This is a genomic window from Azospirillum sp. OGB3 (genome assembly GCF_014192915.1).
Lineage (GTDB): Bacteria > Pseudomonadota > Alphaproteobacteria > Azospirillales > Azospirillaceae > Azospirillum.
The window spans coordinates 124950-148704 of sequence record NZ_JACHYN010000002.1 but is presented as its reverse complement, the minus strand read 5'-3'; the positions used below and the strand labels follow the sequence as shown (position 1 = coordinate 148704).

Below are 23755 nucleotides of genomic sequence, written 5' to 3'. Positions count from 1 at the left end.
CCGCCTCCGGACGCCGACTTCGGTCGACCGCCGCCTGACGACCGGTTCGCCTCACGCGTCATGGCGTGAAATGCCCGGCATCATCAGTGTTGAACTTGTGGCCATTGCTGGATTTGTGGTGCGGGCGGCGGGACTCGAACCCGCATGCCTAAGCGAGGGATTTTAAGTCCCTTGCGTCTACCGATTCCGCCACGCCCGCGCACCGTCGCGGATCGGCCTGGAGAGCGGGTTGCCCCCGCCCGCCGGAGTTGCATATCATTGTATGCAGCCCACCGTTCCGCTGGATTGACTTAGACAATCAGCGGGCGTTTGGTCAAGGATTGAGCGCGCTTCGGGCGTCGGAGACGCAAAAATCCCCGCAACCTTGACGTTCAAGGGAGGTGAGTTTGGAATCGATCAACTGGCTGGGTGTGGTGAGCGTGCTGATGGTCGCGGTTCTGGTCGTCCCGGCCGCCTTGCGGCGCAACCGCAACACCTGGCTGCCTTACGCGGCGGTCTGGATCGCCGCCATCGTGGCGCTGGTCTGGGCGTATGACAGCTTCGGGCCGTTCTGAGTGGCCCCGGCCTGCATGGGTGTCGTCGGGGCGAGTGTCCGCCCGGCGCCGGTCAGGGCCGCGTATCCTCGTTCAGGGTCATGATGCCGATGCCCATCGCCACGCTGCCGAAGGTGAGGATGAGGCTGGCATACAGCATGATCCCAGCGACGATGCCGTGATCGCTGTTTCCCATCAGCGTCGCCAGATTGGCGACGTCAAGAACCAACAGCCCCGTCGCCAGAACAACAGCCCCGGCCACGCCGGATGCCAGATGTTTCAGCAAGAACAGGATCGCCGCTTTTTCGAAGGGTTTCATGGCACGACTTTTCATGAGCGTCACTTCACAGTCCTCAACATAGAATTACCCAGAGCGGCGACAATATGACCAAGGATGGCTTGGTGTCGTAGGGACCTCTCTAGCCTTTGGTCCCCACCGTGACGTTCGGCGTACCGCCCAAGCGCAGGACGATGCCCGCCAGTTCCTCCGTCGCCGCCGCCACGCGGCCCTCGTCGGTGCCGCGCAGCACGAGGCTGACGCCGAAGAAGCCGTTGCGGAAATAGGGATAGCTGCCGATCTCCAGGTCGGCGTAACGGTCCTGAAGAGCGCCGAGATCGGCGGCGATCTGCCCCTCGGCCAGCTCGCAGGCCACCGTGCGGGCGTGCAGGTCCGGCCCGCCCTCCAGCTGCGGCAGCACGCCGTCGAGCATCGCCTGCATGATGTTGGGCACGCCGGCCATGACGAAGACGTTGCCGATGCGGAAGCCCGGCGCGGCACTGATCGGGTTGTCGATCAGCGAGGCGCCGGCCGGGATGTTGGCCATGCGCAGCCGCGCCTCGTTCAGCTTCGACGGGTCGCCGTAATGGCGCTCCAGCCGGGCCACCGCCTCGGCGTTGCGCTCCAGCGGCACGCCGAAGGCCTTGGCGACGCAGGCTGACGTGATGTCGTCGTGGGTCGGCCCGATGCCGCCCGTGGTGAAGACGTAGCCGTAGCGGCCGCGCAGGGCGTCCAGCGCCGCGATGATCTCCTCCTCGACGTCCGGGACGACGCGCGCCTCGCGCAGGCGGACGCCGATGCCGGCCAGCTTCTCCGCGATGTGCGGCAGGTTGGCGTCCTTGGTGCGGCCCGACAGGATCTCGTTGCCGATGACAAGGACGGCGGCGGTCGGGTTGGGCGTGGCGGCGGGTGCAGCGGCAGGCGTGGACATGCGGAGTCGGCTCCGTTCTCGGTCGAGGGGGGATGGCGGGACCGGCGGGCTTGCCGGGCGGCGGGGGCGCGCTTTAACCTAGGGCCCAAGATGCGCTTCCCCACCCCCCTCCTGCAAGGCCGCCTCGTCCGCCGCTACAAGCGGTTCCTCGCCGACGTGGACCTCGACGGCGCCCTGGTCACCGCCCATGTGCCGAATTCGGGCAGCATGATCGGGGTGGACGCCCCCGGCTCCGCCGTCTGGCTGTCGCGGTCGGACAATCCCAAGCGCAAGCTCGCCCACACGCTGGAGCTGGTCGAGGCGCTGGACGATCCGGACGCCCCCTGCCTCGTCGGCGTCAACACGTCGCATCCCAACGGGCTGGTCGCCGCCGCCATCGCCGCCGACACCATCCCGGAACTGGCCGGCTACGCCCGGCTGCGCCGCGAGGTGAAGTACGGGCGCAACTCCCGCATCGACATCCTGCTGGAGGACGAGGCCCGGCCGCCGGCCTATGTCGAGGTCAAGAACGTGCACCTGCGCCGCCCTACGCAGGGCGACGGGCAAGCCGCGGAGTTCCCGGACTGCGTGACCGCCCGCGGCGCCAAGCATCTGGTGGAGATGGCCGAGATGGTCCGCCAGGGCGCGCGGGCGGTCATGGTCTACCTTGTGCAGCGCGCCGACTGCGCCTACTTCCGAGTCGCCGCCGACATCGACCCCGCCTACGCCGCCGGATTGCGCCTCGCGCTCGAATCGGGGGTGGAAGCCGTGTGCTGGTCCTGTAGGATCACCCCGCAGGCGATCGAACTGGAACGGCCGCTGCCAATCCGCCTGGGCTGATCCGCACGGATTGTCCGCGCTTTCTGTTCACCGCCGGGCCTGCCGGCGCGTTTTTTTGGGACCTGATCTGTAGGGGACGATTCTCTTGGACCACGACGACCTCGATTCCCATCGCATCCGGATTCATGGGCCGGAGGATTTCGAGGGCATGCGCAAGGCCGGACGGCTGGCCGCGGCCACGCTCGATTTCATCACGCCCTACGTCCAGCCGGGCGTCACCACCGGCGAGCTGGACCGGCTGCTGGAACAATACATCCGCGACCATGGCGGCGTCCCGGCGCCGCTCGGCTACCGCGGCTTCCCGAAGGCCAACTGCATCTCCGTCAACCATGTGGTCTGCCACGGCATCCCCGGCGACAAGCGGCTGCAGAACGGCGACATCCTGAACATCGACGTCACCCCCATCCTGGACGGCTGGTACGGCGACAGCAGCCGCATGTATCTGTGCGGCGACGTCGGCGTGAAGGCGAAGAAGCTGGTGGACGTCACCTACGACGCGCTGATGATCGGCATCAATCAGGTGAAGCCGGGCGCCACGCTGGGCGACATCGGCCACGCCATCCAGACCTTCGCGGAAAGCCACCGCTACTCGGTCGTCCGCGACTTCTGCGGCCACGGGCTGGGCCGCGTCTTCCACGAGCCGCCGTCGGTCCTGCATTTCGGCAACCCCGGCACCGGCGCCGTCCTGCGCGAGGGCATGATCTTCACCATCGAGCCGATGATCAACGCCGGCCGCTACGACGTGAAGATCCTCGGCGACGGCTGGACCGCCGTGACCAAGGACAAGTCGCTGTCCGCCCAGTTCGAGCATTCGATCGGCGTGACCAAGGACGGCTGCGAAATCTTCACCCTGTCCCCCGCCGGCTTCCACAAGCCCCCCTACGCCGTCCCGGCCGAGGAGGCGACCGCAGCCGTGTGAGTTTCCTGCGGCTGTGATTTTCGCGCGGAAGAGGTATAGTCCCGACGCACACATTCGTATGGTGGCGTCGGGATGGCGGGACGGAAGAGCGCGAAGCGGTCGGGGGAAGCAGAGGAGGCAAAGGGGCTTCCCGGGCTGGAGCCGCCCCCCGACGTCTCCGTGGAAGAGGCCCATCGCGAGGCTCATCACAAGGGCCACCGCCAGCGCCTCTACAGCCGCTTTCTCGATGGCGGGCCGGACGCGCTGCAGGATTACGAACTGCTGGAGATGATCCTGTTCGCGGTGAACCCGCGCCGCGACGTGAAGCCGCTGGCCAAGGCGTTGATCCGTGATTTCGGCGACATCTGGAGCGTCGTCAACGCCCCGCCGCCCCGCCTGCGCGGCTATTGCGTCGGGGAGGTCTCGCTGGCCTCCGACAAGGCCGTCGCGACGCTGCGGGCGGTCGGGGCGGCGGCGCTGCGCGGAATGCGGCAGCGGGTGATGGACCGGCCCGTGCTGGCCAACTGGCAGTCGCTGCTGGACTACTGCACCGCCGCCATGGCCCACCAGCCGATGGAGCAGTTCCGCCTGCTCTTCCTCGACCGCAAGAACAAGCTGATCGCCGACGAGGTGCAGCAGACCGGCACGGTCGACCACACCCCGGTCTACCCGCGCGAGGTGGTGCGGCGCGCGCTGGAGCTGTCGGCCAGCGCCATCATCCTGGTGCACAACCACCCGTCCGGCGACCCCACCCCCAGCCGCGCCGACGTGGAGATGACCAAGGAGATCCTGCGCGCGGCCCACAGCCTGGGCATCGCGGTCCACGACCACGTCATCGTCGGCAAGGGCAAGCATGTCAGCTTCAAAGCCCAAGGGTTGATGTAGCCGCAACCCTGTCCTGCAGTCCCATCTTGTGGACCGGACCGGCGCCCCCATATGTGCGGCGTTCGTGACCACAGAGGTAACACCATGGGCCTTTTCGACATGTTCAAGGGATCGGCGCCGCTGGATCTCACTCCCCGCCGGGCGCTGGTCGTCTCGCTGATCTATTGCATGGGCTCGGACGGGGAGATGGACCCGGAGGAGGTCGGCCACCTGCTGTCGGTGATGGGCCGCAGCGCCACGCGGGAGGAGCTGGACCGCTGCTTCAAATACGCGCGCAGCACCCCGCCCGACGCCTTCCTGGCCGCCGCCACGCCGAACCTGAACGAGCAGCAGCGGCTGTGCATCCTGCTGAACATGCTCGACAGCGCCATGGCCGACGGCCAGGCCGAACAGGGCGAGCGTGACCTGATCGCGCGCTTCCAGCAGGCCTTCGGCCTCGACGACGCCAAGCTCGGCCCCTATTTCCAGGCGCTGGTCGCTAAGAACGACCGCAGCGTGCTGGGCGCGTAACACCGCGCTCGCGGCGCATCGCCCGTCAGCCGACCGCCTCCCCGACCACCTCCGGGGAGTCGGCATGGCGGGCGATGAAGGCCACGAAATCGTCGTAGGGCATGGGGCGGCCCAGCAGATAGCCCTGGATCTGGTCGCAGCCCAGCCGGGCCAGCCCGCCGAACTGCTCCTCCGTCTCCACCCCCTCGGCCAGGGTCTGCATGCGCAGCGAGCGCGCCATGCCGATGATCGCCTCGGCGATGGCCCCGCCGTCGGAGCCGTCGGTCAGGCTGGTGACGAAGGAGCGGTCGATCTTCAGCTTGTCGACGCGGAAGCGCTTCAGATAGCTGAGGCTGGAATAGCCGGTGCCGAAATCGTCGATGGCCAGCGCCACCCCCATCTCGCGCAGCCGGGCGAAGGTGCCGGTCACCATGTCGGACTCGTCCATCAGGACGCTTTCCGTCACCTCCAGCTCCAGGCAGCGGGCCGGCACCTTGTAGGCGTCCAGCCAGAAGGCCACGCGGTCGGCCAGACCGGGGCGGCGCAGCTGCACCGCCGACAGGTTGATGGCGATCAGCAGCGGATGGCCGCGGGCGAGCAGGTCGGCGGCGCGGCGGCAGGCCTCGCCCAGCACCCAGTCGCCGATCGGCTGGATCAGGCCGGTGTCCTCGGCCACCGGGATGAACTGGCCGGGCGGGATCATCGTGCCGTCGCGGCGGCGCCAGCGCAGCAGGCCCTCCGCCCCCACCAGACGGCGGCCGTCCACCGCGAACTGCGGTTGGAAATGCAGCTCCAGCTCGTTGTCGGCCAGGGCGTGGCGCAGGTTGCTCTCCAGCCACATCCGCTCCGACGCCCGCTTGTTCAGCGCCGGCGTGAAGAACTGGTGGTTGGCGCGCCCCGCCTCCTTGGCGGCGTACATCGCCATGTCCGCGCATTTCAGGAGCGCGTCGATGGTGGTCGCGTCGTCGGGATAGAGCGCGATGCCGATGGACGGGGAGATTTGCAGCTCGTGCCCGTCCACCGGGAAGGAGTCGGTCATCGCGCGCAGCACCTTGCGGGCCACCGCGCAGGCCGCGTCGGGACCATCCAGGTCGTTAACGAGGATGACGAACTCGTCGCCGCCCTGGCGGCTGACGGTATCGCTGGCCCGCACCGTCTCCAGCAGCCGCGCCCCCACCGCGCGCAGCAACCGGTCGCCGACGCCGTGCCCCAGGCTGTCGTTGATGGTCTTGAACCGGTCCAGATCGACGAACAGCAGCCCCACCTTGGTGCCGTGCCGGTCGGCGGCGAGCATCGCACGCTCCAGCCGGTCGCGCAGCAGGAAGCGGTTGGGCAGGTCGGTCAGGAAGTCGTACTGCGCCAGATGCCGGATGCGCTCCTCCTGGGCGCGCTTCTCGGTGATGTCGGAGAAGGCGGCGATGTAGTTGACGGCCTCCCCCGCCTCGTTGCGCACCATCTGGATGCTGAGCCACTCCGGATAGACCTCGCCGGACTTGCGCTTGTTCCAGATCTCGCCGGACCAGTGGCCCTCCTCCTTCAGCTTCACCCACATCTCGGCGTAGAAGGCGCCGTCCTGCCGGCCGGAAGCGAGCATGGCCGGATCGCCGCCGATCACCTCCTCGCGGCTGTAGCCGGTGATGCGGCAGAAGGCGTCGTTGACCGCGACGATGCGGTTCTTCTCATTGGTGACGACCATGCCCTCGGCGGCGTTGTCGAACACCTTGGCGGACAGCCGCAGCTCCCACTCGGCGCGCTTGCGCTCGGAGATATCGCGGGCGATGGCGCAGTAATAGGCGTCGCCCTCGTAGGTGACGCGGCTGGCCGTCACCTCCAGTTCCAGCGTCCGCCCGTCACGGGCGCGGTAGAGCGTCTCGTAATGGGCCGACGCCTCGGCCGCCGCGTCGCGGAAGCGCTCCAGAAGGTCGGCATGGCCGCCGGCCAGACCGGCCAGCGGGGCGCCCAGCGCGGCACAGCCGAAGGGGTTGACGTAGGCGATGCGCAGCTCCGAATCCGCCAGCACGACGATCTCGGACACATGGTCGACGAAGAAGTTGGCGAGGTAGAGCTGCCGCGCCCGCTCGCGCAGCATGCTGTCGCTCTCCCGCATGTTGGACTGGTAGCCGCGAACGATGCGGCGCACCCAGCCGGTGACCAGCCAGGACACCCAGGCCGAAGCGCCCAGCGCCAGCGCCAGAACCGCCACCGTGGTCAGGATGCGCTTCTTCATGCCGGCACCGATCTCCGCCTGCCGCTGCTCCAGCACCGCGTCGAGATCATCGGCGTAGAAGCCGGCGACCAGCACCCACCCCCAGACGTCCGGCGCCATGGCGTAGGACAGTTTCGGCGCCGGGCGCCCGGTCACCGGATGCACCCAATCGAAGCGCAATTCCCCGCCGCCCGACAGCCCGGCCTCCAGCAGGCGGGTGACCAGGTCCCGCTCGGTCTCCCAGGGCAGGTCGCGCGCGTTCTTGCCCTCCGCCGCCGGTGAGGTCGGGGAGAGCAGCACCTCGCCATCCTCCCGCAGGACGGCGATGAAGCCCGAATCCCCGAAGCGCCGGGCGCGCAGCCGCTCCAGCGTCTCGTGCTGGAGCTTCTCCTCCACGGCGGCGACGTAGTCGCCGGTGCCGATCAGCCAGTTGAACGGTTCGAAGCGGCGGACATAGGCGAACTTGTCGGACATGCTGTGCGGGTTGCCGGGCGCGTACCAGCGGTAGCGGGTGAAGCCCTGCATTTCCGGATCGTCCACGGCGCGGATCAGGTTGCGCATGATCGGGCGCCCCTGGTCGTCGTGGTTGTCGAGCAGCGAGCTGCCCTCCCGCTGCGGGTCGGTGGGCAGCAGCACGCAGGTGCCCTGCAGGTCGTCGATGAAGTAGTAGCCGCGCCCGCCGAAGAAGCGCAGGGGCCGCAGGGTTTCCTTGATCGACTGCCGGATCGAGACTTCCGGCAGATACTCCTTCTCGCGCTCGTAGATGGTCCAGGCGATGCCGTAGGCCTCGTCCACCTTGGCGCGGAGTTCGGCGCGCAGCAGCGGCTCGGTGCGCGACCGCATGTAGGCGAGATAGGAGCGCGCGTTCTCCAGCTCCTCCTGCAGGGTCCGCCGCTGCTCCTCGCGGTAGCGGGATTCGGTCTGCTTCAGGTCGGCTTCGAAATCCAGCCGGTGCTGCCAGATGAAATAGGCGCCGAGGCCCACCACCACCGCGGCGACCAGAAACAGGGAGGCCAGGAACTGGAGACGGTAAAGCTGCCTCTCGTCCGAAGTCCGGGACGGCTCGCGCATCAACTCGGCGATCGGATCGGACAAGGAAAGCCCTCCTGGAACCACGCCCGGCTTAGCCCGTCCGCGGCGCACCGTGTAAATCATTAGTGCGCGTGACAGGGACTCGGCAAGATCAAGGTGAAGAAGCCGGCGCGACGAATTGCCAGTCTTTGCGATTTTTCCGAGAAGACCAGCCTGCCCTGGATAACCTTGTGACGCACACCCCGCGCCCGGCGGGACCGCGAAGGGGCTTTGCAGCGCCGTCCGGCGCGGTTATGGTCCCGCGCGCGAGCAACAGGGGGCCGTTTCCGCCGCGGCAAAGTCCCGATGCGCCCCCGCCCGCCGCCGAAGCGTTCAGGTCCGCCACCCCCGGAGAGTCCGATGATCCCCCGCTACACCCGCCCCGAAATGGCCCGCATCTGGGAGCCGGAGAACCGGTTCCGCATCTGGTTCGAGATCGAGGCGCACGCCTGCGACGCGCAGGCGGAGCTGGGGGTCATCCCGAAGGAGGCCGCCGCCGCCGTGTGGGAGCGCGGCAAGTGGGAGATCGACCGCATCGACGAGATCGAGCGGGAGACCCGCCACGACGTCATCGCCTTCCTGACCAACCTTGCCGAGCATGTCGGGCCGGAGGCGCGTTTCGTCCACCAGGGCATGACCTCGTCGGACGTGCTGGACACCTGCCTCGCCGTGCAGATGACCCAGGCCGCCGACCTGCTGCTCGACGACATGGACAAGCTGCTGGCCGTGCTGAAGCGCCGCGCCTACGAGCACAAGGACACCGTCACCATCGGGCGCAGCCACGGCATCCACGCCGAGCCGACGACCTTCGGCCTGAAGCTGGCCGGCCATTACGCCGCCTTCGCCCGCGGGCGCGAGCGTCTGGTCCAGGCGCGCGCCGACATCGCCACCTGCGCCATCTCGGGCGCGGTCGGCACCTTCGCCAACATCGACCCGCGGGTGGAGCAGCACGTCGCCGCCAAGATGGGGCTGACGCCGGAACCGGTGTCCACCCAGGTCATCCCGCGCGACCGCCACGCCTTCTACTTCTCGGTTCTGGGCGTCATCGCCTCGTCGATCGAGAATCTGGCCGTGGAGATCCGCCACCTGCAGCGCACCGAGGTGCGCGAGGCGGAGGAGTATTTCCATCCGGGCCAGAAGGGCTCCTCGGCGATGCCGCACAAGCGCAACCCGGTGCTGTCGGAGAACCTGACCGGTCTGGCGCGCATCGTCCGCGCCGCCGTCGTCCCGGCGCTGGAGAACGTCGCCCTGTGGCACGAGCGCGACATCTCCCACAGCTCGGTCGAGCGCATGTTCGGCCCCGACGCCACGGTGACTCTGGACTTCGCGCTGGCCCGCCTGACCGGCATGATGGACAAGCTGGTGGTCTATCCGGAGCGCATGCAGAAGAACCTGGACGACCTGGGCGGCCTGGTCTTCTCGCAGCGCGTCCTGCTGGCCCTGACCCAGGCCGGGATGAGCCGCGAGGACAGCTACAAGGCGGTGCAGCGCAACGCCATGCAGGTGTGGGAGAAGGGCGGCAACTTCCTCGACCTGCTGTCGTCGGACGCCGACGTGGCGAAGCACATCTCCCGCGAGACGCTGGCCCCGATGTTCGACATGACCTACCACACGAAGAACGTCGACATGGTGTTCAAGCGCGTGTTCGGGGAGTGAGGGTTTGGGGGGCTTCGGTCTTCGGTGCCCCCACCCTTCCCACGGCTTCGCCGCGGGCCCCTTCCCTCCCCCGCTAGCGCAGGAGAGGGAGTTTTTATCCCCTCCCCTGCGCTAGCGGGGGAGGGCTAGGGAGGGGGCAATAACCTCCCCCACCCTAGAATTCTACTCCGCGTGCACCTGCTGCCGGGCGACGTCCAGCAGACGGGCCAGTTCCTTCTCCACGCGGTGGTCGGAAATGTCGACGCCCCTGGCGTGCAGGTCGGCGGCCAGACGGTCGCGGACGTCGTGCGGACCGGTGGCCGCGATGTCGGCGTCGATGATCTGGCGGACATAGGCGTTGGCCTCGCCCCCCGTCAGGCCCAGCAGGCCCGCGGCCCAGAGTCCCGCCAGCCGGTCGCGGCGCGCGCGAATCCTGAAGAGCAGGTCCTGGTCGTGCTGGAACTTGTTCTCGAAGGCCCTCTCGCGCTCGTCGAAGGTCGTCATGGGACCCGGCTCCTTGGATTGGTTTTGCGCTCCCAGATACAAGACTATATAGCCGGTGGAACGGGCGTCGTCATCGCCCCCACCCACCGGCCAATCGGCGAATCCGGCGTGCGGCGACATACCCAAGAGGGAAGCGGAAGGCAAGATTCCCCATGTGCAGCGTGATCCTCCTGCGACGACCGGACGCAACGTGGCCCCTGATCCTGGGCGCCAACCGCGACGAGATGGCCGGACGGCCCTGGAAGGCGCCGGCGCGCCATTGGCCGGACCGCCCCAACGTCGTCGCCGGGCTGGACGAGCTTGCCGGCGGCTCCTGGCTGGGCATGAACGACGAGGGCGTCGTGGCCGCCGTGCTGAACCGCATGGGCACGCTGGGGCCGGAGGCCGGCAAGCGCTCGCGCGGGGAGCTGGTGCTCGACGCGCTGGATTTCGCCGACGCGGCGGAGGCGGCGCTGGCCATGGCGCAGCTCGACACGCGGGCCTACCGCCCCTTCAACCTGCTGATCGCCGACAACCGCGACGCCCGGCTGCTCGTCCACCGCGGCCCCTCCCCGCGCAACCGCCCGGAGATGATCGAGATCCCTGCAGGCATGCACATGGTCACCGCCAGCGATCTGGACGACGTGACGGAGGACCCGCGGCAGGCCCAGTACCTGCCCCTCTTCCGGCACGCCGCACCGCCCGACCCGGAGCGGGCCGGGGACCTTTGGGGCGGCTGGCCGGAGCTGCTGGCGAGCCGCATCTGGGACGACGGCGAGCGGGGCGAGCGCGGGGCGATGAACTTCCTGCTGCCCACCGGTTTCGGCACGGTGTCGAGCGCGCTGATCGCCCTGCCCGCCGTCGAGCGCCCGGACCTCGACCCGGTTTGGCACTTCGCCGCCGGCCGCCCCCACGAGGCGCCGTGGCAGCCCGTCTCCCTGGGGTGAGGCCGCAGCAGCCCCCGCGCATTGTGTTCCCTGGGCCAGCTTGCTATATCACTCGTGCATATCCCCTGGACCGGTCACCCATCGGCCCAGGCTACACGTTTTTGGACGATCTCTCATGACACGACGTCGGCGCATCTACGAAGGCAAGGCGAAGGTCCTGTTCGAAGGTCCCGAGCCGGGCACGCTGGTGCAGTACTTCAAGGACGACGCGACCGCCTTCAACAACCAGAAGAAGGGCATCATCACCGGCAAGGGGGTGCTGAACAACCGCATCTCCGAATACCTGATGAGCCGTTTGTCGGAAATCGGCGTGCCGACGCACTTCGTGCGCCGTCTGAACATGCGCGAGCAGCTGGTTCGCGAGGTCGAGATCATCCCCATCGAACTGGTCGTGCGCAACACCGCCGCCGGCTCGCTGTCCAAGCGCTTCGGCATCCCCGAGGGGACCCCGCTGCCGCGCTCGATCATCGAGTATTATTACAAGTCCGACGAGCTGAACAATCCCATGGTCACCGAGGAGCACATCACGGCCTTCGGCTGGGCGGCTCCGCAGGACCTCGACGACATGGTGGCGCTGTCGCTGCGCGTGAACGACTACCTGTCGGGCCTCTTCCTCGGCATCGGCCTGCGGCTGGTGGACTTCAAGCTGGAGTTCGGCCGGCTGTGGGAGAACGAGGAGATGCGCATCGTCCTGGCCGACGAGATCAGCCCCGACAACTGCCGCCTGTGGGACATCAAGACCAACGAGAAGCTGGACAAGGACCGTTTCCGCCAGGATCTCGGTCAGGTCGAGGAGGCCTACCAAGAGGTCGCCCGGCGCCTCGGCATCCTGCCCGAAGGCGGCCCGGTGGACGTCAAGGGCCCCAAGACCGTTCAGTAATCAGTTTTTCCCTAACCCATCAGCACCATCAAGCGAGCGGACATCCGATGAAGGCGAAGGTTCACGTCACCCTCAAGCGCGGCGTTCTCGACCCCCAGGGCAAGGCCATCGCGCACGCGCTGCACACGCTGGGCTTCGACGGCGTCGAGGACGTCCGCGCCGGCAAGGTCATCGAGCTTCAGCTCAAGAGCACCGACGAGGCCGCCGCCCGCAAGGAGGTCGAGGCCATGTGCAGCAAGCTGCTGGCCAACACCGTGATCGAAGATTACGCGATCGAGCTGGTGGCCTGAGAGCTGGTGGCCCAAGGCCGTCCGCGCTCAATCCTGCCTGTCGGAAAATGGGGGATGCGCAACCGCTGCGCATCCCCCATTTTCGTTCGACCATGTCCATCGACCATCTCTCCGCGCTCGATCCCATCTTCGCCGAGTCCCTGCGCGTCGGCGGTCCGACGGTGCGCGACTTCCGCCGCCCGGACGGCTTCTCCGGCCTGCTCTGCCTGATCATCGAGCAGCAGCTGTCCACCACGGTCGCCGCGGCGCTGTGGGCCAAGCTCCAGGCCATGGTCGGGACGGTGACGCCCGACGCCATCCTGGCCCTGCCCGACGAGGATCTGCGGGCCTGCGGCCTGTCGCGCCAGAAGATCGGCTACGCCCGCGGGCTGGCCCAGACCGTCGCGGACGGCCGGCTGGACTTCGACGCCATTCACAAAATGGACGACGAGGAGGCCATCGCCGCCCTGATCGCGCTGAAGGGCATCGGGCGGTGGACCGCCGAGATCTACCTGATGATGGCGCTCGGCCGGCCGGACATCTGGCCGGTCGGCGACCTCGCCATCCAGCTCGGCGTGCAGCGGCTGAAGGGCTGGGCGGAGAAGCCGACCCAGGCGCAGCTTCTCGCCGTCGCCGAACCCTGGCGCCCGCACCGCAGCCTCGCCGCCCAGCTCGTCTGGCACCATTACGTGGCCCTGCAGGAACAGGCCCGGGCCCTCAAACCGGCCAAAAACAAGAAGACGCCCAAAGGAAAGACGACACCGTGACCGAGACCACCATCACCGCCGTCCTCGTCGGCAAGGCCGCCCCCTTCGGCCCGCCGGGGCGGACCAGCGCCATCGCCAAGCTCCCGGTGGACGGCCCGCGCGCGGTCGGCCCCGAAGGTTTCCTCGACGACGAGCAAGCCGACCGCCGCGTCCATGGCGGGCCGGACAAGGCCATCCACCATTACCCGCTGGACCACCACCCGGCGTGGCGGAACGAGCTGGGCGGGGACGTGCCGCTGCTCGGCCAGCCCGGCGCCTTCGGCGAGAACATCGCCACGCTGGGCCTGACCGAGGCCGACGTCTGCGTCGGCGACCGCTTCCGCGCCGGCACCGCCCTGCTGGAAGTCGCCCAGGCCCGCCAGCCCTGCTGGAAGCTGAACCACCGCTTCGCCGTGCCCGACATGGCCAAGCGCGTCCAGACCACCGGGCGCACCGGCTGGTACTATCGCGTGCCGGAACCCGGCCAGATCGGCCCCGGCGACCGGCTGGCCCTGGTCGAGCGCCCCTACCCGCAATGGACGCTCGCCCGGCTGCTGCACGTCCTCTATGTGGACACGCAGAACCAAGACGCCCTGGCCGAGATGGCCTCGCTGCCGGTGCTGGCCCAGACGTGGCGGACGCTGGCCGAGCGTCGGCTGACCCAGGGCGTCGAGGACTGGAACAAGCGCCTGAACGGCGGCGACTGATTCCTCAGCGGCGGGCGGTCGCCCACAGCACCCCCGCCGCGCCCACCGCCACCAGCGCCAGGACGGCGGAGAGCAGAAGCGCCGCCGTCTCCCCGGCCCGCTCGATGATGACCGCGTAGCCCATCGGCGCCAGGGCGGCGGCGTAGAAGCTCGGCACCAGCAGCCGCCCGACCGTCCGCCCGTAGCTCTGCGGATCGAACAGCACCAGCGGCAGCGTGCCGCGCACGATCGTCGCCAGCCCGGCCCCCGCTCCGAACAGCAGGGAGAAGGCGACTCCGGCGGCCAGCACCGCGCCGCTCCACAAACCGATGATGAAGCCGGGCAGCAGCAGGCCGCAGGCGAGCAGCGCCAGGACGGTGGGATGCAGGCGCCCACCGGACAGCACCTCGCACAGCCGGGCCGAGGACTGGCCGACGCCGCGCACCGTGGAAATCCACACCGCCGCCGCGGGCGCCGCCCCCAGCCCGACCAGGATGCCGATCATGTGCGCCGACATCGCCGAGGTCAGCACGCCGACCGCCGTGGTCATCACCATGTAGAACACGGGCGCCACCCAGGCCCGCCGCCGCGGGTCCGCGGGTCCGGGGGGCTCCGTCCCGGCGGGCACCGGCGGGCGCACATAGCGGTCGGATGGGATGGCCGCGTGCAGCGGGATCGTCAGAAGCGCGATGACGGCGTAGGCGACCAGGGCGCCGCGCCAGCCCCAGGCGTCGGCCATCGCCTGCCCCACCGGCCACAGCACCGTCGAGGCCAGCCCGCCCAGCAGCGTGATCTGCGAGATCGGCACCCGCGCCAGCGGGCCGCCCAGCCGCGCCAGGGCGGCGAAGGCCGCCTCGTAGAGGCTCGTCCGCATCGCCAGACCCAGCACCAGCCAGGAGGCGTAGTAGCTCACTAGCCCCGTCGATGAGGCCAGCCCCAAGCAGCCCGCCGCCGTCAGCAGCGAGCCGATGACCATCACCGGGCGCCCGCCCCAGCGGTCGATGGCCCGCCCGACGCTGCCCGACACCACCCCCATGACCAGCAGCGCCGCCGTGAAGCCGCCGAAGGCCACCGGCAGGCTCAGGCCCAGGTCGGCGGCCATGGGGTTCCCGAAGATGGCGATCAGGTAATAGGAAATCCCCCAGCACAGCAGCTGCGAGACGCCGAGGAACCAGACCAGCCGGCGGGTGATGTGCGACATGACGGACCAGGAGACGACGGAAATCGGCAGGCACCCTAGCCAGCCGGTCGGACACCGACAAACGACTTGTCTTCCGCTGACCGGTGAGAAAAACTCAACGGATGTCCTCTCGCTTCCCGCCGTTGAACGCCCTGCGCGCCTTCGTCGCCGCCGCCCGCCATTCCAGCTTCCGCCTCGCCGCGGAGGAGCTGAACGTCACTCCCGGCGCGGTCAGCCGCCAGATCCGCAGCCTGGAACTCTTCCTCGGCGTTCCGCTGTTCGACCGCAGCCAGCGGCAGGTCCGGCTGACCGAGGCCGGGGCGCGCTACTTCACCCGCATCGCCGACCTGTTCACCGAGATCCAGCAGGCGACCGACACGCTGCTCGACGGCGACGGGCGGCGCACGCTGCGGGTGGACTGCATCCCGACCTTCGCCATGCACTGGCTGCTGCCGCGCCTGCCCCTGTTCCAGCAGCGCTTTCCGGAGCTGGCGGTGTCGCTGTCCACCGCCCCCGGCCCCATCGACATCGGCCGGCCCTTCGACTACGCCATCCGCCGCGACCCCGCCCATTTCGCCGGGCTGAAGCCGCTGCCGCTGATGCGCGAGCATTGCGTGCCGGTGTGCAGCCCGTCGCTGCCGGGGCTGGAGACGCTGCGCAGCCCCGCCGACCTGACCCGCCGCACGGTCATCACCATCCGCGCCCGCGCCGACCTGCTGCCGGCCTGGAGCACGGCCCACGGGCTGGAGTTGGACGCCTTCCGCAACCGGATGGAGGTCGACCACACCTACTTCGCCATCCAGGCGGCGGAGGACGGGCTGGGCGTCGCCATCGTGCCGCGGCTGTTCGTGGAACGCCCGCTGGAGACCGGCCGGCTGACCGCGCCCTTGGGGGCCGAGGGGGTGGTGTCCGGCCATTACTACCTGCTGGAAAGCCGCCAGCGCGGCCACACCGAGGCGCCCGCCTTCCCCGATTGGCTGCGCGAGCAGGCCATGACGTTCGGCAATCCCTCTCCCGCCCCGGGAGAGGGTGGCGCCGAAGGCGCCGGGTGAGGGTCGTGCGAGGATCAAGGCGCTGATCCTGGACGGCACCCTCACCCTCCCGCCGCAAGCGGCGGGCCCCTCCCTCTCCCGGGGCGGGAGAGGGGTTTGAAGGGCGATCACCTTGCGGAATGGGTCCTTGCCCTTGCTTTGGCGGGGCGGGGCCTTTAGTGTCCGGCCTCGAACCGTTCCCCCCACGACGCCGGATTTTCCAAGCCCCATGAAGGCCGCCGTCATCGTTTTCCCCGGCTCCAACCGCGAACGCGACGCCGTCGCCGCGCTGGAGGCCGCCAGCGGAACCAAGCCGCATCTGGTCTGGCACCGCGACACCGAACTGCCCAAGGTCGATCTCATCCTCGTGCCGGGCGGCTTCTCCTATGGCGACTATCTGCGCTCCGGCGCCATGGCGGCGCACTCGCCGATCATGCGCGAGGTCAAGGCGCGGGCCGATCAGGGCGTGCGGGTGCTCGGCATCTGCAACGGCTTCCAGATCATCACCGAGGCGGGGCTGCTGCCCGGCGCGCTGATGCGCAACGCCAAGCTGAAGTTCATCTGCCGCACCGTGCATCTGCGGGTGGAGAACACGGACAGCCCCTTCACGGCCAAGTACCGCAAGGGCCAGATCGTCCGCTACCCGGTGGCGCACGGCGACGGCAACTACTGGACCGACGCCGAGACGGTGAAGCGGCTGGACGGCGAGGGCCAGGTGGCCTTCCGCTACGTCAGCGACGAGGGCGACGCCGCCCCGCGCTGGAACCGGAACGACTGGAATCCGAACGGTTCGCTGGACAACATCGCCGGCATCTTCAACGCCAAGCGCACCGTGCTCGGCCTGATGCCGCACCCCGAGGACGCGGTGTCCGCCTTCCATGGCAACACCGACGGCAAGCCCATGTTCGATGGTCTGGTGGAGGCCCTGTCGTGACCACCGCGCAGCAGCCCGCAGTCTCCCTGGAGATGGCCCGCGAGTTCGGCCTGTCCGAAGGGGAATACAACAACGCCCTGGAGATCCTGGGGCGCCAGCCGACCTACACGGAGCTGGGCATCATCTCGGTGATGTGGTCGGAGCATTGCTCCTACAAGTCGTCGAAGAAGTGGCTGATGACGCTGCCGACCACCGGCCCGCAGGTCATCTGCGGCCCCGGCGAGAACGCCGGCGTGGTCGATGCCGGCGACGGCGACGCCATCATCTTCAAGATGGAGAGCCACAACCACCCGTCCTACATCGAGCCCTTCCAGGGCGCGGCGACGGGCGTGGGCGGCATCCTGCGCGACGTGTTCACCATGGGCGCCCGGCCCATCGCCAACATGAACGCGCTGCGCTTCGGCGCGCCCGAGCATCCCAAGACCCGCCATCTGGTGTCGGGCGTGGTGGCCGGCATCGCCCATTACGGCAATTGCGTCGGCGTGCCGACGATCGGCGGCGAGACCAACTTCCACCCGGCCTACAACGGCAACATCCTGGTCAACGCGATGACCGTGGGCGTGGCCAAGGCTGACCGGATCTTCTATTCGGCCGCCGCGGGCATCGGCAACCCGGTGGTCTATGTCGGCTCCAAGACGGGCCGCGACGGCATCCACGGCGCCACCATGGCGTCGGCCGAGTTCAGCGAGGATTCGGAGGAGAAGCGCCCGACCGTGCAGGTCGGCGACCCCTTCACCGAGAAGCTGCTGATCGAGGCCTGCCTGGAACTGATGGAGACGGACGCCATCGTCGCCATCCAGGACATGGGTGCGGCGGGCCTCACCTCCTCCTCGGTCGAGATGGCCGGCAAGGGCGGGCTCGGCATCGAGCTGGTGCTCGACGACGTGCCGATGCGCGAGGAGGGGATGACCCCCTACGAGATCATGCTCTCCGAAAGCCAGGAGCGCATGCTGATCATTCTGAAGCCCGGCCGCGAGGAGGTCGCCAAGGCGATCTTCGACAAGTGGGAGCTGGACTTCGCCGTGATCGGCACGCTGACCGACACCGGCAAGCTGGTCATCAAGATGCACGGCCAGACCTGGTGCGACATGCCGATCGCGCCGGTCTCCAACGCCTCGCCGCTCTACGACCGCCCGTGGGAGCCGACCCCGGCCGCCGCGGAGTTGGAGGACGCCGTGCGCGCCCTGCCGGCCGACAAGTCGCTGGGCGACATCCTGGAAAAGATCATGGCCTGCCCCGATCAGGCGTCCAAGCGCTGGATCTGGGAGCAGTATGACAGCCTCGTGAACGGCGACACCCGCTTCATGTCCGGTCAGGCCGACGCGGGCGTGGTGCGGCTGCCCGGCCAGAGCAAGGGCATCGCCGTCACCACCGACTGCACCCCGCGCTACTGCCTCGCCGACCCGGTGCGCGGCGGCGCCCAGGCGGTGGCCGAGGCCTACCGCAACCTGTCCGCCGTCGGCGCCCTGCCGCTGGCCGTCACCGACAACATGAACTTCGGCAACCCCGAGAAGCCGCGGATCATGGGCCAGTTCGTCGGCGCCATCCAGGGCATGGCCGACGCCTGCCGCGCGCTGGACTTCCCGGTCGTGTCGGGCAACGTGTCGCTCTACAACGAGACCAACGGCGAGGCGATCCTGCCGACTCCGGCCATCGGCGCCGTCGGCCTGCTGCCGGACGCCATGATCGCCGTCGGCATCGCCTTCAAGAACGAGGGCGACACCATCCTGCTCGTCGGCGAGGGCACGGGCCATCTCGGCCAGTCGCTCTACCTGCGCGAGATCCTGGGCCGCGAAGAGGGTCCGCCGCCGCCGGTCGATCTGGCGGTGGAGCGCCGCAACGGCGAGTTCGTCCGCGGCCTGATCGCCGAGGGTCTGGTGGTGTCGAGCCACGACATCCAGGACGGCGGCCTGCTGGTCACCGTGGCCGAGATGGCCATGGCCGGCGGCATCGGCGCCAACCTGTCTGGCCTCGACGGTGCGGACGCCGGTACCCTGTTCGGCGAGGACCAGGGCCGCTACGTCCTGGCCGTCCGCGCCGACAAGGCCGCCGCGGTGCAGGAGAAGGCCAAGGCCGCCGGCGTGCCGGTGAGCGTGCTCGGCAAGACCAACGGCACCGCCCTGACCGGCCGCGGCGGCGAGGCGATCACCATCGCCCGCCTGAAGGCGGCCAACGAGGCCTGGCTGCCCGGTTACATGGCCGCCGCCGAGTGATCGGACGCGGTCGTGGGGTCGAAGAACGGGAGGCCGGGCTGACGCCCGGCCTTTTCGTTTTGGGGCGGAGTTTTGCCCCCACCCTTCCCACGGCTTCGCCGCGGGCCCCTTCCCTCCCCCGCTTCGCAAGGGAGGGAGAAAAGTCCCCTCCCCTGCGTAAGCGGGGGAGGGCTAGGGAGGGGGCGAGTGCTTCGCACCGCGGAATGTCGTCTCTTCTCCGGTGACAAACCCGGTTGCTCCGCCTAATTATACGGGCAGCGCCCGCATGGGCAGGGTTTGACGGAACAGGATGACGGCCATGGCGATGGAAGCCGCGGTGATCGAGAAGCTCATCAGGGAAGGCATCCCGGACGCGACGGTGGAGATCGCCGACCTGCGCGGCGACGGCGACCATTACGCCGCGCTGGTCACCTCCGCCGCTTTCAAGGGCAAGTCGCGCGTGCAGCAGCACCAGATGGTCTACGCCGCCCTCCAGGGCCGGATGGGCGGGGAACTGCACGCCCTGGCCCTGACCACCGCCGTGCCGGAAGGCGCGTAGAACGGCATCCCGCAAGACACCCCCCAAGTCACGATGACATCGTAAGAAGGCCGAGAGACATGGTTGACCAGAACGTCAAGGATCGCATCGAGCAGGACATCAAGGGCAACGATGTCGTGCTGTACATGAAGGGCACGCCCGTCTTCCCGCAGTGCGGCTTCTCCGCCGCCGTCGTCCAGGTGCTCAGCACCGTCGGCGTGAAGTTCAAGGGCATCAACATCCTGGAGGACCCGGGCCTGCGCCAGGGGCTGAAGGACTACTCGAACTGGCCGACCTTCCCGCAGCTCTACGTCAAGGGCGAGCTGGTCGGCGGCTGCGACATCGTGCGCGAGATGTACGAGTCGGGCGAGCTGCAGTCGCTGCTGGCCGACAAGGGCGTCGCGACGGGCGCCAACGCCTGATCGGCCATCCCCGTCGAAGGGATGTGACAAAGGGCTCCGCCACCGCGGAGCCCTTTTCCTTTGGCGGAACAGGCCCCGGCCCGCCTCTGTTTTTCCAAGGACGAACCCGCGGAGGTGTCGGCACGAAAAAGGAGGCCCGGTCATGGACAGGCGCGTGTTTCCAGCGGCGGCGCTGCTGGCTCTGATGGCTCTTCCCGCTCTGGCGCAGGGTCAGGACGGAACGGTGCCCAAGCAGGAGCGGCTGACCGCCTGCCGGGACGAGGTGTCCCGCTTCTCCGACCTGTTCCTGGGCGACAAGGTGGTGGCCGGCGGGCGCAACCACACCGCCCTGACCGGTGAGCAGAAGGACCGGCTGCGCGGTCTGCTGGGCGAGGCGCGGTCCGCCACCGGCAAGGGCGACCCGGACGGCTGCGTGGACCGGCTGCGCGAGGCCCGCGCGCTGGTCCGCAACGAGGGCGTCGGCACCAACGTCCCGATCGGCCGGGGCTCGTCGGGGTCGTCCGGCGCGATGCCGCGCAGCGGAGCCCCCGCCGGCAGCGGAAGCGGCACCGCAGGCGGCGGAGGGGGCTGACCGGGAAAACCCCTGCGGGAAATGCGGCATTCCCGGCGCGCAGTGCGGGCATGAGGGGGCGTTCCTATCGCCCATTTCTTGGGCATGGTAAAGGGGAGTCATGGCCCAGACTCCCTCCCCCTCCCTGCCGCAGGCCGACGGGCGCAACCCCGCCACCCTGGGCTTCGCCGCCGCCCTGACCGCCTTCCTGATCTGGGGTGGGCTGGCGCCGATCTTCTTCAAGCAGCTCGGCAACGTCGGGGCGGTGGAGGTCGTCGCCCACCGGGTGCTGTGGACGGTGGTGCTGATCGGGCTGTGGCTGGTGCCGACGCGCGGCCTGTCCGGCATCGTGCGCGGGGTGGGAAGCTGGCGGCGGCTGGGCATCTTCCTCGTGACGACGGCGCTGATCGGCAGCAACTGGACCATCTTCATCTGGGCCGTGAACAACGGCCATTTGGTGCAGTCCAGCCTCGGCTACTACATCAACCCGATCATCAACGTGCTGCTGGGCATGGCCTTCCTTCAGGAGCGGCTGTCGAAGCGGCAGGGCGTGGCGGTCGTGATCGCGGCGGCGGGTGTCCTGAGCCTCGTCCTGTCCTACGGGGAGGTCCCCTGGGTGGCGCTGTCGCTGGCCTTGAGCTTCGGCGTCTACGCGCTGGTCCGCAAGAAGGCGGCCATCGACCCGGTGATCGGTTTGCTGGTGGAAACCGTGCTGCTGGTGCCGCCGGCCATCGCCTATCTGCTGTGGCTCGGCGCCCACGGGCTGGGGAATTTCGGCGTCCACGGGCTGGGCACCGACCTGCTGATGATCCTGACCGGCCCGGTGACCGCGATCCCGCTGGTGCTGTTCATGGTCGGCGCCGCCCGGCTGAAGCTGTCGACCATCGGCATCCTGCAATACATCAGCCCGACCGGGCAGCTGCTGCTCGGCGTCGCGGTCTATGGGGAGGCCTTCACCTCCTCCCATCTGCTGGCCTTCGTCTGCATCTGGGTGGCGCTGGCGCTCTATTCGGCGGACGCGCTGGTCACCCACCGGGCCGCCCGCGCCGAAGCCCGCGCGGAACAGGCGCGGGCGGAGCAGGCCCGCGCCGCCGCCTGCCGAGCGGACTGAGGAGGGGGTCAGGCCCGCGGCGCGAGGCCGTGGGCCATGGTGTGGGCGAGCGTCTTCACCACCTCGTTGACGCGGTCCGGGCAGCGCCCGAACACCACCTGATCGAGGAAGCCCAGCCCGAAGCTGAGCGTGGCGATGCCCGCCGCGACATGGGCGAGGTCGGCGTCCGCCGCGATCGCCCCGCGTTCGCGGAAGATCTCCAGCCGGCTGAGCAGGCAGGGGATGCGGCTTTCCGACAGGGTGCGGGCCATCTCGTTCGCGATGTCCGGATCGACCAGCGCGCGGGCCAGCATCACCCGCGTGAAGTCGCGGCATTTCCAGGCGTGGCGGAGCTGGTGCAGCAGGAAGGCCGCCAGATCCTCCTCCAGATCGTCGCCGGGCGGCGGCATGGCGCAGCCGCTCCCCTCCTCGCGCCCGTAGCGCTCCACGACGGCCAGCAGCAACCCGGCCTTGCCCGAGAAATAGCGCTGGATCAACTGCTCGTTCACACCCGCGCGTCCCGCGATGTCGCGCGTGGTCGCGGCGTCGAAGCCGCGCTCGGCGAACACCATCTTGGCCGCGTCCAGCAGCACGCCCTTGGTCGCCTCGCGGTCGCGCTTGCGCGCGGGTGCGTCGGCTCCGCTGCCGCAACTGCCGTCGTCGATCGCCGGGGCGGTGGCCGGGGTGTCGGTCTTGTCCACGATGCAGGCCCTCTCACTCGCCGCCGATCCGTGTGGCGGCTGAAATGATAATAGGTATGCACGTGCATACTTGACAAGCCCGGATGGTGCTGACAAGTATGTACCCACATACATACCGGGCGCCGCCCAACCCGCGGACCCCCGGACCTCACTTTGGGACGCCCCAACGTGGGACCCGATTTTTGAATCGAGAGGGCAACCGCATCATGACCACCGCCGATCTGTTCACGCCGCTGCGTCTTGGCTCCATGGAGCTGCCGAACCGCGTCATCATGGCGCCGATGACCCGCAGCCGCGCGGGCGAGGGCAACGTCCCGACGCCGCTGATGGCCGAGTATTACGGCCAGCGCGCCTCCGCCGGCCTCATCATCACCGAGGCGACGCAGGTCTCGGCGACCGCCCAGGGCTACCCCAGCACGCCGGGCATCCACACCGACGCGCAGACGCTCGCCTGGCGCCGCATCGCGGAGGAGGTCCACGCCAAGGGCGGGTTGATCGCCGCGCAGCTCTGGCACGTCGGCCGCATCTCCCACACGGAATTCCAGCCGAACGGCGCCCTGCCGGTCGCCCCCTCGGCGATCGCCGCCGCCGGCCAGTCCTACACCAGCAAGGGCCTCGTGCCCTTCCCCACCCCGCGCGCCCTGGAAACCGACGAGATCCCCGGTCTGGTCAAGGCCTTCGCCGACGCCGCCAAGCGCGCGGTGTTCGACGCCGGGCTGGACGGGGTGGAGATCCACGGCGCCAACGGCTACCTGATCGACCAGTTCCTGCGCGACCGCACGAACAAGCGCACCGACCGCTACGGCGGCGGGGTGGAGAACCGGGCGCGCTTCCTGCTGGAGATCGTGGACGCGGTGACCACCGCCGTCGGCCCCGGCCGTGTCGGCGTCCGGCTGTCGCCGACCGGCACCTTCAACGACATGGCGGACAGCGATCCCCGGGCGCTCTACACCCACGTCGCCGAGGCGCTGAACCCCTTCGGCCTCGCCTTCCTGCACGTCATCGAAGGCCAGCCGGGCCACCACATGGCCCCGCCCGAAGGCGCCCCGCATCTGGCGGCGGAGCTGCGCCGGATCTTCAAGGGTCCCTTCATCATCAACGGCGGTTACAGCAAGGAGCAGGCCGAGGCGGCCCTTGCCGCCGGTGCCGCGGACGCGGTGAGCTTCGGCGAGCCCTTCATCGCCAACCCGGACCTGCCGGAGCGCTTCCGCCGCGACGCGGCGCTGAACACGCCGGACAAGGCCAGCTACTACGGCGGCGACGCCCGCGGCTACACCGACTATCCGGCGCTGGAAACGGCCGACGCCTGATCCCTCTCCCCCGCGGGGATTGCCCCCGATCCCCGCACCTCAAGGCCGGGAC

25 protein-coding genes and 1 tRNA gene are annotated in these 23755 nt (G+C 69.2%); 19 read left to right on the top strand and 7 right to left on the bottom strand.

Going from position 1 to position 23755, the window contains the following annotated elements:
- Positions 1–116: 116 nt before the first annotated feature.
- Positions 117–199: transfer RNA gene (locus FHW79_RS04590), tRNA-Leu, on the bottom strand.
- 187 nt (positions 200–386) lie between these two features.
- On the opposite strand from FHW79_RS04590, the gene FHW79_RS04585 reads away from it, so the two are divergent.
- Complete coding sequence (locus FHW79_RS04585; protein WP_183177855.1) at positions 387–554, top strand: hypothetical protein; 168 nt, start codon at positions 387–389, stop codon at positions 552–554.
- A 52-nt stretch (positions 555–606) separates the two neighbouring features.
- Here the strand turns inward: FHW79_RS04585 and FHW79_RS04580 are convergent, their stop codons facing one another.
- Complete coding sequence (locus FHW79_RS04580) at positions 607–852, bottom strand: hypothetical protein (RefSeq protein ID WP_183177854.1); 246 nt, start codon at positions 850–852, stop codon at positions 607–609.
- 100 nt (positions 853–952) lie between these two features.
- On the bottom strand, positions 953–1741 hold the full coding sequence (locus tag FHW79_RS04575; RefSeq protein ID WP_183177853.1) for a molybdopterin-binding protein: 789 nt from the start codon (positions 1739–1741) through the stop codon (positions 953–955).
- 90 nt (positions 1742–1831) lie between these two features.
- On the opposite strand from FHW79_RS04575, the gene sfsA reads away from it, so the two are divergent.
- The 4 genes from sfsA to FHW79_RS04555 all read left to right on the top strand — a co-directional run bounded on the left by sfsA (position 1832) and on the right by FHW79_RS04555 (position 4853).
- A complete protein-coding gene (gene sfsA, locus FHW79_RS04570) occupies positions 1832–2560 on the top strand; it encodes a DNA/RNA nuclease SfsA (protein ID WP_183177852.1) in 729 nt (242 codons plus the stop codon).
- Between the two features lie 85 nt (positions 2561–2645).
- On the top strand, positions 2646–3479 hold the full coding sequence (map, locus tag FHW79_RS04565) for a type I methionyl aminopeptidase (protein ID WP_137140009.1): 834 nt from the start codon (positions 2646–2648) through the stop codon (positions 3477–3479).
- 72 nt (positions 3480–3551) lie between these two features.
- Positions 3552–4343, top strand: a complete 792-nt coding sequence (radC, locus tag FHW79_RS04560) for a DNA repair protein RadC (RefSeq protein WP_183177851.1) — start codon at positions 3552–3554, stop codon at positions 4341–4343.
- A gap of 84 nt (positions 4344–4427) precedes the next feature.
- Entirely contained in the window at positions 4428–4853 is a 426-nt protein-coding gene (locus tag FHW79_RS04555) for a TerB family tellurite resistance protein (RefSeq protein ID WP_183177850.1), read from the top strand.
- 25 nt (positions 4854–4878) lie between these two features.
- Here FHW79_RS04555 and FHW79_RS04550 read toward each other — a convergent pair whose 3' ends face one another.
- A complete protein-coding gene (locus FHW79_RS04550; protein WP_183177849.1) occupies positions 4879–8133 on the bottom strand; it encodes an EAL domain-containing protein in 3255 nt (1084 codons plus the stop codon).
- A 336-nt stretch (positions 8134–8469) separates the two neighbouring features.
- Between FHW79_RS04550 and purB the strand changes: the two genes are divergently transcribed.
- Positions 8470–9765 (top strand): adenylosuccinate lyase, encoded by a 1296-nt coding sequence (purB, locus tag FHW79_RS04545; RefSeq protein WP_035671612.1) that lies wholly within the window; start codon positions 8470–8472, stop codon positions 9763–9765.
- A gap of 162 nt (positions 9766–9927) precedes the next feature.
- Here the strand turns inward: purB and FHW79_RS04540 are convergent, their stop codons facing one another.
- A complete protein-coding gene (locus tag FHW79_RS04540) occupies positions 9928–10248 on the bottom strand; it encodes a DUF1476 domain-containing protein (protein ID WP_183177848.1) in 321 nt (106 codons plus the stop codon).
- 152 nt (positions 10249–10400) lie between these two features.
- Here FHW79_RS04540 and FHW79_RS04535 point away from each other — a divergent pair, with 152 nt between their 5' ends.
- The 5 genes from FHW79_RS04535 (at position 10401) to FHW79_RS04515 (ending at position 13776) form a co-directional block, all read left to right on the top strand.
- A complete protein-coding gene (locus FHW79_RS04535; protein WP_183177847.1) occupies positions 10401–11174 on the top strand; it encodes an NRDE family protein in 774 nt (257 codons plus the stop codon).
- A 115-nt stretch (positions 11175–11289) separates the two neighbouring features.
- A complete protein-coding gene (purC, locus tag FHW79_RS04530) occupies positions 11290–12054 on the top strand; it encodes a phosphoribosylaminoimidazolesuccinocarboxamide synthase (RefSeq protein WP_014239519.1) in 765 nt (254 codons plus the stop codon).
- A 47-nt stretch (positions 12055–12101) separates the two neighbouring features.
- On the top strand, positions 12102–12344 hold the full coding sequence (gene purS / locus FHW79_RS04525; RefSeq protein ID WP_014239518.1) for a phosphoribosylformylglycinamidine synthase subunit PurS: 243 nt from the start codon (positions 12102–12104) through the stop codon (positions 12342–12344).
- A 92-nt stretch (positions 12345–12436) separates the two neighbouring features.
- Positions 12437–13090 (top strand): DNA-3-methyladenine glycosylase, encoded by a 654-nt coding sequence (locus FHW79_RS04520; RefSeq protein WP_183177846.1) that lies wholly within the window; start codon positions 12437–12439, stop codon positions 13088–13090.
- Positions 13087–13776 carry an MOSC domain-containing protein gene (locus FHW79_RS04515; RefSeq protein ID WP_183177845.1) on the top strand — a complete coding sequence of 230 codons (690 nt, stop codon included), beginning with the start codon at positions 13087–13089 and terminating at the stop codon, positions 13774–13776. The genes FHW79_RS04520 and FHW79_RS04515 overlap by 4 nt, the downstream gene beginning before the upstream one ends.
- A 4-nt stretch (positions 13777–13780) precedes the next feature.
- Here the strand turns inward: FHW79_RS04515 and FHW79_RS04510 are convergent, their stop codons facing one another.
- Positions 13781–14956: an MFS transporter gene (locus tag FHW79_RS04510; protein WP_183177844.1), complete on the bottom strand. Its 1176-nt coding sequence runs from the start codon at positions 14954–14956 to the stop codon at positions 13781–13783.
- A gap of 101 nt (positions 14957–15057) precedes the next feature.
- On the opposite strand from FHW79_RS04510, the gene FHW79_RS04505 reads away from it, so the two are divergent.
- The 7 genes from FHW79_RS04505 to rarD all read left to right on the top strand — a co-directional run bounded on the left by FHW79_RS04505 (position 15058) and on the right by rarD (position 21713).
- Positions 15058–15987 carry a LysR substrate-binding domain-containing protein gene (locus tag FHW79_RS04505; protein ID WP_183177843.1) on the top strand — a complete coding sequence of 310 codons (930 nt, stop codon included), beginning with the start codon at positions 15058–15060 and terminating at the stop codon, positions 15985–15987.
- Between the two features lie 208 nt (positions 15988–16195).
- Complete coding sequence (purQ, locus tag FHW79_RS04500; protein WP_014239512.1) at positions 16196–16900, top strand: phosphoribosylformylglycinamidine synthase subunit PurQ; 705 nt, start codon at positions 16196–16198, stop codon at positions 16898–16900.
- 32 nt (positions 16901–16932) lie between these two features.
- Entirely contained in the window at positions 16933–19113 is a 2181-nt protein-coding gene (gene purL / locus FHW79_RS04495) for a phosphoribosylformylglycinamidine synthase subunit PurL (protein ID WP_183178296.1), read from the top strand.
- 298 nt (positions 19114–19411) lie between these two features.
- Positions 19412–19651, top strand: coding sequence for a BolA family transcriptional regulator (locus FHW79_RS04490; protein ID WP_038531271.1), 240 nt, complete (start codon positions 19412–19414; stop codon positions 19649–19651).
- A 59-nt stretch (positions 19652–19710) separates the two neighbouring features.
- On the top strand, positions 19711–20052 hold the full coding sequence (gene grxD, locus FHW79_RS04485; protein WP_014239508.1) for a Grx4 family monothiol glutaredoxin: 342 nt from the start codon (positions 19711–19713) through the stop codon (positions 20050–20052).
- A gap of 142 nt (positions 20053–20194) precedes the next feature.
- A complete protein-coding gene (locus FHW79_RS04480; RefSeq protein ID WP_183177842.1) occupies positions 20195–20623 on the top strand; it encodes a hypothetical protein in 429 nt (142 codons plus the stop codon).
- A gap of 100 nt (positions 20624–20723) precedes the next feature.
- Complete coding sequence (gene rarD, locus FHW79_RS04475; protein ID WP_183177841.1) at positions 20724–21713, top strand: EamA family transporter RarD; 990 nt, start codon at positions 20724–20726, stop codon at positions 21711–21713.
- An 8-nt stretch (positions 21714–21721) separates the two neighbouring features.
- Here the strand turns inward: rarD and FHW79_RS04470 are convergent, their stop codons facing one another.
- Complete coding sequence (locus tag FHW79_RS04470) at positions 21722–22393, bottom strand: TetR/AcrR family transcriptional regulator (RefSeq protein ID WP_183177840.1); 672 nt, start codon at positions 22391–22393, stop codon at positions 21722–21724.
- 206 nt (positions 22394–22599) lie between these two features.
- On the opposite strand from FHW79_RS04470, the gene FHW79_RS04465 reads away from it, so the two are divergent.
- On the top strand, positions 22600–23703 hold the full coding sequence (locus FHW79_RS04465; RefSeq protein WP_183177839.1) for an alkene reductase: 1104 nt from the start codon (positions 22600–22602) through the stop codon (positions 23701–23703).
- Positions 23704–23755: the final 52 nt, after the last annotated feature.